The sequence below is a fragment of the Lactobacillus agrestimuris genome, from assembly GCF_943193025.1.
GTDB classification, from domain to species: domain Bacteria; phylum Bacillota; class Bacilli; order Lactobacillales; family Lactobacillaceae; genus Lactobacillus; species Lactobacillus agrestimuris.
This window is the reverse complement of record NZ_CALPCQ010000022.1, coordinates 22,406-33,230: the sequence shown is the minus strand read 5'-3', so window position 1 is coordinate 33,230 and position 10,825 is coordinate 22,406. Positions and strand designations below refer to the sequence as shown.

10 protein-coding genes are annotated in these 10,825 nt (G+C 31.3%); 8 read left to right on the top strand and 2 right to left on the bottom strand.

The features are described 5' to 3' along the window. Positions 1 to 122 precede the first annotated feature (122 nt). The gene (locus tag NFR82_RS07215; RefSeq protein ID WP_251717618.1) at positions 123 to 1,895 is read right to left on the bottom strand and encodes an oleate hydratase; all 1,773 of its coding nucleotides are present in this window, start codon (positions 1,893 to 1,895) and stop codon (positions 123 to 125) included. Between the two features lie 107 nt (positions 1,896 to 2,002). Between NFR82_RS07215 and NFR82_RS07210 the strand changes: the two genes are divergently transcribed. From NFR82_RS07210 to NFR82_RS07180, 7 genes are all read left to right on the top strand, one after another. Beyond that, on the top strand, positions 2,003 to 2,515 hold the full coding sequence (locus NFR82_RS07210) for a TetR/AcrR family transcriptional regulator (RefSeq protein WP_251717617.1): 513 nt from the start codon (positions 2,003 to 2,005) through the stop codon (positions 2,513 to 2,515). Positions 2,516 to 3,020: 505 nt separating this feature from the next. Next, on the top strand, positions 3,021 to 4,022 hold the full coding sequence (gene add, locus NFR82_RS07205) for an adenosine deaminase (protein WP_251717616.1): 1,002 nt from the start codon (positions 3,021 to 3,023) through the stop codon (positions 4,020 to 4,022). Between the two features lie 52 nt (positions 4,023 to 4,074). Beyond that, entirely contained in the window at positions 4,075 to 4,578 is a 504-nt protein-coding gene (locus NFR82_RS07200; protein ID WP_251717615.1) for a nucleoside 2-deoxyribosyltransferase, read from the top strand. 268 nt (positions 4,579 to 4,846) lie between these two features. After that, positions 4,847 to 5,776 (top strand): glycosyltransferase family 2 protein, encoded by a 930-nt coding sequence (locus NFR82_RS07195; RefSeq protein WP_251717614.1) that lies wholly within the window; start codon positions 4,847 to 4,849, stop codon positions 5,774 to 5,776. 1 nt (position 5,777) lies between these two features. Continuing rightward, complete coding sequence (locus NFR82_RS07190) at positions 5,778 to 7,511, top strand: cell division protein (protein ID WP_251717613.1); 1,734 nt, start codon at positions 5,778 to 5,780, stop codon at positions 7,509 to 7,511. Then, positions 7,504 to 7,905 (top strand): GtrA family protein, encoded by a 402-nt coding sequence (locus tag NFR82_RS07185; protein WP_251717612.1) that lies wholly within the window; start codon positions 7,504 to 7,506, stop codon positions 7,903 to 7,905. The genes NFR82_RS07190 and NFR82_RS07185 overlap by 8 nt, the downstream gene beginning before the upstream one ends. Before the next feature lie 186 nt (positions 7,906 to 8,091). After that, complete coding sequence (locus tag NFR82_RS07180; RefSeq protein ID WP_251717611.1) at positions 8,092 to 8,409, top strand: carboxymuconolactone decarboxylase family protein; 318 nt, start codon at positions 8,092 to 8,094, stop codon at positions 8,407 to 8,409. A 39-nt stretch (positions 8,410 to 8,448) separates the two neighbouring features. Here the strand turns inward: NFR82_RS07180 and NFR82_RS07175 are convergent, their stop codons facing one another. After that, positions 8,449 to 9,555 (bottom strand): low temperature requirement protein A, encoded by a 1,107-nt coding sequence (locus NFR82_RS07175; protein ID WP_251717610.1) that lies wholly within the window; start codon positions 9,553 to 9,555, stop codon positions 8,449 to 8,451. Positions 9,556 to 9,927: 372 nt separating this feature from the next. On the opposite strand from NFR82_RS07175, the gene NFR82_RS07170 reads away from it, so the two are divergent. After that, entirely contained in the window at positions 9,928 to 10,761 is an 834-nt protein-coding gene (locus NFR82_RS07170; RefSeq protein ID WP_251717609.1) for an alpha/beta hydrolase, read from the top strand. Positions 10,762 to 10,825: the final 64 nt, after the last annotated feature.

Sequence of the window (10,825 nt, the reverse complement as noted above, 5' to 3'; positions counted from 1 at the left end):
CAACTCCGATAGAATATCGGAATCACGCCTTAAATAATCCTATGTTTTAAACTGTCCAATTTTTGGGTCTCAGTTCATAATGATCATTTCCCTTTTTGTGTATTAAAGTATTTATAGAACTTTTACATTAATTTATATTCTTTAAGTAATTCTTCTATGTAGGTTCCTTTTACCTTCTTAAGCATTGCTTTAATGGCTAACTTTTCAGTTAATGGTAAATCAAGTTCAGTTAACTTCTTTTGATCGTTTAAGTAATACATTGCATTCATAAGAAGTCTTACATCAAAGGCAGAAGCGAACACTTCTGGTACTCCGCGGTCAATGTCAAACAAGGTGTAGACAGCTTCCATAGCAGTTCTGACAGAGTATTCTGTAGTGAAGACAGTGTCACGAGGAGTTTCTGCAAAGTTACCAATGAAGGCCAAATTCTTAGAGTGATCTGGCACAACCTTTGGACGGTCACCTAAGGCTCTTGGCATGAAGTAAGAAGTAATGTATGGCATGTGTTGTGGAATAGTGGTTGCAGCAGTTGCCATTTCATTGATCATATTGTCTGGAACGCCCATGTGGTAGAGCCACTCTTCACAAAGCTCAATACCAGTACATTCAGGCATTGTCTTCTTGATGAAATTACCCTTTCTGTCTGAATAGAGGCCGTATAACCAGACAATTAATTCATTAGGTTTTTGAGCCTTGAAGTGAGGCTGACGACTAATTGAATAGCCTAGCATCCAATTTGAATCTTTGATAGTTGTAGGACCACTAGTTACGATTGAACCACTATGTGGATCCTTCTTATTTACTGCTTCAATAAATGGAACTATGTCATTATTCTTGAAGGTAATAGTTGCGGACATTACCCAGTTGGCTTTAGGAATATTTTCACAGAATTTTTCAGGATGACCGAAGTCACTATCTTGAGCAGCTAGGTTCTTCCATAGTGTCCAAGTTGCGCCTAATTCATGTTTTTCAGATGCTGGATGAGTATTGTCACCATAGGTGGTACTTTCAGTAATAGACCCATTAGTGACAAAGACTAGATCATCTTCAGTTAATTTAATAGTATCTTTTTTGCCTTTTTCAGTTAATTGGATTTCTTTTGCAACTTTTTCACCATCTGACTTGTTAACAATGATATTGTCAACGACTGTATCATAGTGGAAGTTTACACCATGATCTTTCAAGAAATGAACCATTGGTAAGATTAATGATTCATATTGATTATATTTAGTAAAGCGAAGAGATGATAAATCCTTAAGAGTTGCTACGTGTTGGACAAATCTCATCAAGTAGCGACGCATTTCCATAGCACTTGCCCAAGGTTCGAAGGCAAACATAGTTGACCAGTATAACCAGAAGTTTGATTCAAAGAATTCTCTAGTGAAGACTTCGTTGATCTTCTTATCTTGTAAATCTTTTTCTGGGGTTAAAACTAAATCAACAATTTCTTTGACAGCTTTAGGTGTTAAGAGGAGTTTTCCATCAGTAGGTAATTCTTTACCACGATTTACAATTACACGAGTCTTTGAAAAACTTGGATCCTTACGGTTCAAACGGTAGAATTCATCAAGGACTGATTCACCTTCATGCTCAAGTGATGGAATTGATCTAAACAAGTCCCATAAAGTTTCAAAGTGCGGTTCCATTTCACGACCACCACGAATGATATAGGCTTGCTTTTCTGGATTATAAATTCCATCCATACTACCACCAGGAAGAGCTAATTCTTCAAAGATATGAATCTTTTCACCTTCCATTTGGGCATCACGGATTAAGAAAGTTGCAGTCGCAAGTGATGCAAGACCTGATCCGACAATATAGGCTGATTTCTTTTCAACGTCTTTTGGCTTTTCTGCATGGACAAAAGCTTCGTAGTTACCATTACTATAATGCATAATTGACACTTCTTTCAATAATCGTTACACTTGTAACTATTTACAAATATAATATAATGTTAGGGCTTTCATAAGTCAAATGATATGATTGGAAAATGAGTATTAAAATGAATCAAAAAAGTTTACGAACGCAAAAGCAAATTGAAAAAGCAATGTTTGAATTATTAAAAAGTACTCCTTATGACGACATTGCTATTTCTCAAATAACTAAATTAGCTAAAGTATCGAGAACTTCTTTTTATCGAAATTATGAGCAAAAAGACAGTGTGATTCGAGGATATATTGAACGCCAATATCAAAATTTAACTGAAGATATCACAGAAAATCATATAGATAGTTTTACTGATCAATTAAGGACCTATTTATCATTTTTTAAAAGGAATCCAGAAATTATGATGAGTTTATTAAATGCGGGATTTGAAGGTATTCTATTAAATGAACAAACTACTTATTTGGATAAAATGCTAAAGATTTATCATCCAGATTTAGCACTGAAGGACTATGCAATTAGTTATCAATCTGGTGGTATTTTTATGATTCTTGTGTGGTGGGTTAAACAAGATTATCAAACTGAAGTAAACGAGTTAGTCAAATATATCCAAAAACATATACTTATTTAGCTGCTGCTCCGATTAATTATTAATAAAGTTAATAATTATATCTATATTTTCTAAAAAAGGTAAAGTCTTTATTAAGTAAAGGTAAATATTTGAAATATATACGTAAATGTAAAATTTAATAGGTATATAGTATTAATATGTAATTCGAAAATAAAAAATACTACTGTATTATGGAAAATGCGTAGGTGTAATACAATTCTTTGCGCACCAATTCCGGTTTAGAATTTCAAAGTTTTTACCGAATTGGCGCAAAAAATGGTTTGGTTTTAAACATTTAGTTTTTTAGTCGATGTTTATTACCGTATATGCAAAATCAGGTAGATCACTCAGTGATGAGTGATCTTTTTGTTTGAAGTTATATTTTTTAAATTAACGAACAATAATTTAAAAGGTTGCTAAAATAGTTATGATATTTTTGAATTTTAACAAAAAATAATTAAAAACAGATTCCTTCTGTGATAGAATAGAAACAATTTAAAATAAATTTTGATTAGAGGGAGTCATGATGAGAAAGTTAATTGATCTGCATTTGCATTTAGATGGTTCAGTACCATTTTCAACGATTAAAAAATTAATTAAAGAAAATAATTTGCCTGAAATGGCTGATCTTAGTCTGCGCAATAAATTATCGGTTTCACCAAATTGTCATGATTTAAATGAATTTTTGGAAAAATTTGCTTTTCCAGTTAGTTTTATGCAGACAAAAGAAAATTTACAAATGATTGTTTTTGATCTGCTCAAAGAATTAAAAGAGCAGGGACTGGTTTATGTCGAAATTCGCTTTGCGCCTCAGCTTCATACTCAACAAGGATTGAGTCAAGCTGAAGTAGTGCGCGCTGCGATTAATGGCATAAACCAGTTTTTAATTTATCAAAAAAATTCTGATTCTACTCATCCGGATCTACATGCGAATTTATTATTATGTTTAATGCGGCTGGAAAATAATGAAGAAGAAAATGTAGAAACTGTTAAAGTCTGTGAAGAATTTCTTGGAAGGGGAGTTAGTGGTCTGGATTTAGCAGGTGAGGAATCAGAACGTTTTGCGATTAAAAATTATGCTGGTATATTTCAATTTGCCCAGCAAATGGGAATACCATATACAATTCATGCAGGAGAAGCAATGGGGCCAGCATCAGTAAAGCAAGCTCTTAATTTAGGTGCTAAAAGAATTGGTCATGGAATTCGAAGTATTGAAAATACGAGTTTGATAAATGAGATTGTTCAAGACAATATAACCTTAGAATGTTGTGCAACATCGAATTTAAATACTAAAGTTTTTGATCAAATTGATCATTATCCAATTAAAAGTTTGCTGTCTCAAGGAGTTAAGGCTACTTTGAACTCAGATGATATGACGGTATGCAATACTAACTTACCAAATGAATATTCCATGCTTGAGGAAAAAATAAATTTAAGTAAATCTGACGAACAAAAATTGTTTTTAAATGCTATAAACGCAGCCTTTTGTTCAAAGAAAGAAAAAGAAAGATTGCTATCTTTAATTTAAAAGTTGACTAAAAATGGTAAAATCGTAAAAAGTGAAATTTTAGGAGGACAATATGAAAGCAGTAGTACCAACAGGAAGAATTTATTTAGGATCACCTTTTTATAATGAAGCACAACGCGGACGTGTAGACCAGGCTAAGGATCTTCTTAGTAAAAATCCGTCAATTGCACATATATTTTTCCCATTTGACGCAGGATTCACAGATCCAGCAGAAGAAAATCCAGAAATTGGTGGTATTCGTTCAATGGTATGGAGAGACGCAACTTACCAAAATGATTTAACGGGAATTGTTAATGCTAGTTGTGGCGTATTCTTGTATGACATGGATAATCTTGATGATGGATCAGCCTTTGAAATTGGTTTTATGCGCGCTATGCACAAACCAGTTGTGTTAGTACCATTTACTGAACATCCTGAAAAAGACAAGGTCATGAACCTAATGCTTGCTCAAGGTGTTACTACAATTATTGATGGAAACACCGAACTTGAAAAATTATCTACTTATGACTTCAACGAATGTCCTTCTAACCCAGTAGTTGGATATAAGATTATCTAATAAGGATTTATGTTACAATTCACCAAGAATATTTATCTAAATTATTTTAATTCTATGATTTTTTCTGTTGTTGAATATCATTTATGATAATCATCAACAGTTTTTTTATTTGAACGTATTATTAAAAAATAAAACTGACTAAACAATCTTTCCAATCTGCGCTTATACTTGATAAAACGAAAAATAACTCATAATGAACTTCCTATCCTATAAGCGTATAATAATTTAAGTGACTTTAAATTTTGGGGAAGAAAGCGAGATAAGATGAATGAGTGGATTGTCAATTATAGTGCCGTGCTATAACGAAGAAGAATCTATCCCCCTTTTTTATAAAGCGGTAGAAAAAGTTTTGACAAAAATGAAAGATGTTCAACCAATTTTTTGGTTCATTGATGATGGGTCAAAAGATAATACTTTGCCAGAAATAAAAGAATTGCGTAAACAAGATAAAAATGTACATTATATATCTTTTTCAAGAAATTTCGGTAAAGAAGCTGCAATCTATGCTGGATTAAAGAATGTTGACACAGATTATGTAGTTTTAATGGATGTTGATTTACAAGATCCACCAGATCTTTTGCCAAAAATGTATCAGCTAATTAAATCAGGTAAATATGATTCAGTGGGCTGCAGACGAGTAGATCGAGATGGAGAAAGTAGATTTAAATCTTTCTTGAGTGATTGTTTCTACAGTGTAATAAATAAAATTTCAGACGTTGAAATTGTGCCTGGCGTAAGAGATTACCGAATGATGACTAAACAAATGGTTCAAGCAGTTCTTGAAATGAATGAATATAGTCGTTTTTCAAAAGGGATTTTCTCTTGGGTCGGATTTAGGACTAAGTATCTTGAATATCACAACATTGAGAGAGTAGCAGGTAAATCGGATTGGACAACTTGGGCATTATTTAAATATGCCTTAACAGGAATTGTTGATTTTTCTCAAACTCCATTAAACATGTCAATGTGGATCGGAATGATTTCATTTCTTCTTTCAATTATTGGGATTTTATTTGTTTGCATCAGAAAAATCATTTTACCTAATTCAAGTGTATTTGGTTGGGCCAGCTTAGTTTCAATCATTTTATTAATTGGCGGGCTTCAATTATTCTGCTTGGGGATTATTGGTAAATATATTGGTAAAATTTATTTACAAGTTAAAAATCGTCCAATCTATCTAGAAAAGGAAAAACAATGATATGGAAACAAAATCTAAAAAAATATTATTATTTTCCCTACCTTATATAGTTATTTTCTTTGTAATTACTATTTTACTGAATTACCAACTTATTAATCATGCGACAATTATTACTAGTGATGCTTGGGTGCATTTTAATCGTTTTTATGATAGTTCCATGCAGCTTAAAACTGGTAACTTATCTTATTTCCAAACAAACTATGGCTTTAACCATAGTGGACGGATTTTTAATGCATTATATGGTCCGCTTTTTGCTTATTTGAATGGGCTTCTTTTATTAATTTGTAAAAACTGGTTTACATTCCAAATTGTGATTGATTATATTGTTATGATGATTGCAGGAATAGGGATGTACTATTTGGGCAGAAAGGTTAAAGTAAATCAAGTTATTGCCTTATTACTTGCGACTATCTACTTGCAATTTGGAATTACAGTAGGAATTTTACGCTTTAACTGGATGTCATGGGGAGCCGCTATTGCGCCATTTGTCATGATTCAAGCGGTGAATATGATTGAAGATAAAGCAAGGCCGATTCATTGGTTGATTTTGGCAATCTTAATGTCAACTTTGGCTCAAATTCACTTGCTTTCAACAGTAATTTTAGCTGTTACATTAATCCCATTCTTTATTTATTGTGTAGTGATTTCTAAAAATAAGAAACAGATTTTTATCGATCTTGGAAAAGCATTGCTTCTAACACTTCTATTAACAGCAAATATTTGGGGAGCATTTCTTTTGCTCTATCCAACCAATATGATTTCTTTACCAAGAATTTTTGATTTAAATGAATCGGCTCTACATGTATCAAGATTTATCAGCCTACATGAATATATTTCTTATTCGATTTTGGCGTTGATCATTTTTCAAGTTATATATATTGCATTCAATTTTAAAAAATCAAAGATCAATACTATTTCAACTATTGTTGCCTTAGTATTTTTAGTAGTTTCATCAAGAATATTTCCGTGGACATTTATTCAGCAGATATTTCCTAAATTAGGCGCATCATTTCAATTTCCATACCGCCTAATGGTTGGAGCATATCCTTTATTATTAATGAGTGTTGGAATTTCATTAAATCAATTGGTTAAGAAATATCATGAAGTAGCAAAATATTATACAATTTTTGCTTTGATGTTAATTCTTCTTCATAATTTCTCCTTTAATTTAACTTCAATTTATCGAAATACTAATAACTTTATCGATGAAGAACAAGTGGTTGAAATGAATAATTATTGTATGATCACTGTTGATAAAGAAGATATTAAATCAAGTGCTAGATATAGTAATGATGGGAAGTTATTTGAATTAGTAAGCCATGTTGAGCCGGATTATTTACCGGTTAAAAAACACCATGTTTCTAACTCCTACTATTTAAGGGGAGTAATGAAACAAAATTATAAATATCATTATCAAGTTGATGGAAATAAGTTGATTTTGACTTGGAATAGCAAAGATAGTAAGAATATCTATTTACCGGTTGTGATGTATCATCAATCACGATTGATTGTTAATGGGAACAACGTTAGTGATTGCCGTAAAAATGTGATCAATCAACCTTTAATAAAGACCAAGAAAGGGTTAAATAAAGCAACATTACAATTTATTACCCCAATTTGGTTTAAAATCCTTTTAGTAATTACCATAATTTCTTGGTTGGCTTTAGCAGGATATGGAATTAAACGATTAATTGATTTAAAAGATAAGAAAAAATTTAATGAGCAAAATGAATAAAATTATCACAACAGCGAAATCAGATACTTTCAGGCAATTAGTTAAATATGTCTTAATCGGCGTATTAGGCTTAGTTGTTGATTTTGGAATATATACACTGCTCACATTTTTTAATATGAATGTTGAAATTGCTAATATTATTTCTTCAACTTGCGGAATTATCAATAACTTTTTCTGGAATTCTTATACTAACTTCAAAGTTCATAATCATCTGTTATTGAGGTTTATTTCTTACTTTTTAGTTGGACAAATTACGACTGTGTTCACAACAGCATCATTATTTATTTTTGTTACTAAGTTAGGATATCCGCATTTGATTGTAAAAGTTGCAGCGACATTTGTTGCTACTATGATTCAATTTGTGATTAATAAAGTGATTACGTTTAGAAAGTAAAATATTTAAAGAGACTGAATTTTTTCGGTCTCTTTTTTGATCATAAATTTGTTCTGTTTTGAGATCTATTGATAACTAAAAGTAATATCTAGCTAAATAAAATAAGTATTTATCATAAAAATTAATTGACCTATAATAATATTGAAGTTAAAGAAAAAATACAATTTTTAAAAGAAGGTAATAATTATGGCTGAAAAGCAAACTGCAGGACGCGATCAATTAGGAGAATTTGCTCCAAAATTTGCAGAAATTAATGACGATGTTTTATTTGGAGAAGTTTGGTCAAGAGAAAAGGAACTTCCATTAAAGTACAGAAGTATGATTACTGTGACTGCACTTATTACCAAAGGTGCATTTGAACAACTTCCAATTCACATGCAAATTGCTAAAAAGAACGGTATTACTAAAGAAGAAATTTCAGAAATTATTACTCAATTAGCATTTTACGTTGGTTGGCCAAATGCATGGAGCGCATTCAATATTGCTAAGGAAGTTTGGAAGTAAATCATAAACAAAAACAGGGCATTTGCCCTGTTTTTATTTTTATTTAGTATATAGCAAACTAACCTTCATAGCTGCATTTAAAATCACTACTATTGTTGTAATAATGGTGATTAACGAGAATGTTGGATTCATAATCAAAATGATATAGCCAACAATTAATGAAATTAAATAAGTTAATGTAATTGAAGTTTGTTTTTGGTACTTTTTCTGATTATAGTGATTGGAAATTGTGAGTCCGATATAAAAAAGTAACATTCCCCCGTAAAGACAGCTAATTGCAAAGATCATATCAGCTTTTTCTTCACTAATGAATTTAAGTGAAACGGTGATCAGGCTGATACCAAACAGAATAAAGTAATGTAAATAGATCAGTAAATTACCAGTTTCTCCGCTTCTTTTTTCTTCAATTAAATGATCGAATTCCGTGATATAGTTGAAAAATAATCCGGCCACAATGAGGAAAATCAAAATTGAATAAATTGAAAAAGTACTTGGTTTGAAATAATCAGCAATACCGATAATCGTTTCACCAAAAGTGATAATGATCAAAAGCGTTAAACGCTCAAGCAAATGTGAAAAGATAATTGGGTGATTCTTAGTTATTGAAGTGGTAAAACTTGGTAAAATCCAAGAAATTAATACTCCAATAATTGCAATGAAGTTTCCAACAGTATTATTCAGAAAACCACCGATTAGTAAGACAGCAGTTCTAAATAAGAGAATATAAATAAATACTGATGAAATTTTTTTGTCAATTGAATTATCTGTTTTGATAAAAATAATTAAATATTGCAACAAAAGAAGAAATGAAAGAATTCCTGCAGCAATGAAGAATACACGCATATCTTTATAGCTAGTATCGGAGAATGAATTAGTCATATATAGCAATACCATCATATTTGCAAAATAAAGGCTAATATCCGTCCAACTTGATTCACCGTATCTATTGGTAAAAACAGATTGAACCATCCAGGAATTGATGAAGACAATTACCACCAAAAAGAAGGTGAAAAATGAGCTTGCACTAATTGTTCCGTGATCTAAATGGTGAATTAGTCCAGTTGCTTGTGAAATCATATATGCAAAAATCAAATCATAGAAAAGTTCGATCATTGAAACTCGTTTGGTTAAAGGTGGATTATTCATTATGAATATTTTTACTCCTTCTTAGTTTTTAACATAAATTATACAGTAGTTATTGAAAATGTGTTTAATTAAAATAATTTCTACTAAACAATAAATCGGCAATAATTATAAAATTCTTGCCAAAATATATAACAATAAGTAATAGATTGACCTATTAAATAAGTATTTAACATTAATTGTTTTAAGACATAAAATAGATAAAAGTTAAGAGGGGATGATATGGAATGCCAGATATGCAGGTATTAAGGGTGCCATTGCTTATTAGGTATTGATCAAAGAATAGTTTCATATTATGGTATTGACTGAAGGATATTCCATTTGATAGACCTGATAGCTTTTTAAGAAATATTTGAGACAAGGGAAGGGTTAAAGATGAAAAAGATTTATAAAATTATAACAGCGGCGGCAGTAGCACTTTTGGCGGCTGGTTGTACAGCAAATAATTCCAGTGAAGAAGCTACTGCTAAAAGTAGAACAACTATTTCAACTCCAACTATCTTTTTCCATGGTTATGGTAGTAGCAGTCATGCGGAAGAGCATATGGCAAATGCCGCAAAAAGCATGGGGGCTACAAATAAAATTATCAAGGCTAATGTTTCCAAGAATGGTAGTGTTACTTTAGAAGGAAAAATTAACCATAATTCTAAAAATCCAATCGTTGAAGTTAACTTTGAAGACAATATTAATGCGGATTATCACCAAGATGGAAAGTATGCATTAAACGTAGTAAAAAGACTTCAAAAATCATACAACTTCAAGAAGATGAACATGGTTGGTCACTCAATGGGTAACATGGCAATCATGTTCTACTTACTTAATAATGCTAAGAATAAAAATTTACCTACACTAAATAATCAAGTAGATATCGCTGGCCACTTTGATGGAATTATTGGTTATGATGAACCTGCAGGACTTAAAGTAAATGCCAAAACAGGTAAGCCAAATAAAGAAACAAGCTCATATAAGGAACTTCTTCCTTTGAAGAAATATTATCCTCATGCTAGAGTACTAAATCTTTATGGTGATTATGAAAATGGTGGAGATCAAAGAGTAAGTATTACTTCATCTAAAACTCTTAAGTATATAGTTTTACCAAATGCTAAGAGTTATCAAGAAAAGAAGTTTACTGGTAGAAATGCTCAACATAGTCGCTTGCACAGCAATCCTGAAGTTGATCGTGCTTTGGTTAACTTTTTATGGAAGTAAATTTTAATATAAAAAAGTAGTTGATTTTAAAGTGATCAACTACTTTTTGCTATAAATATCTATT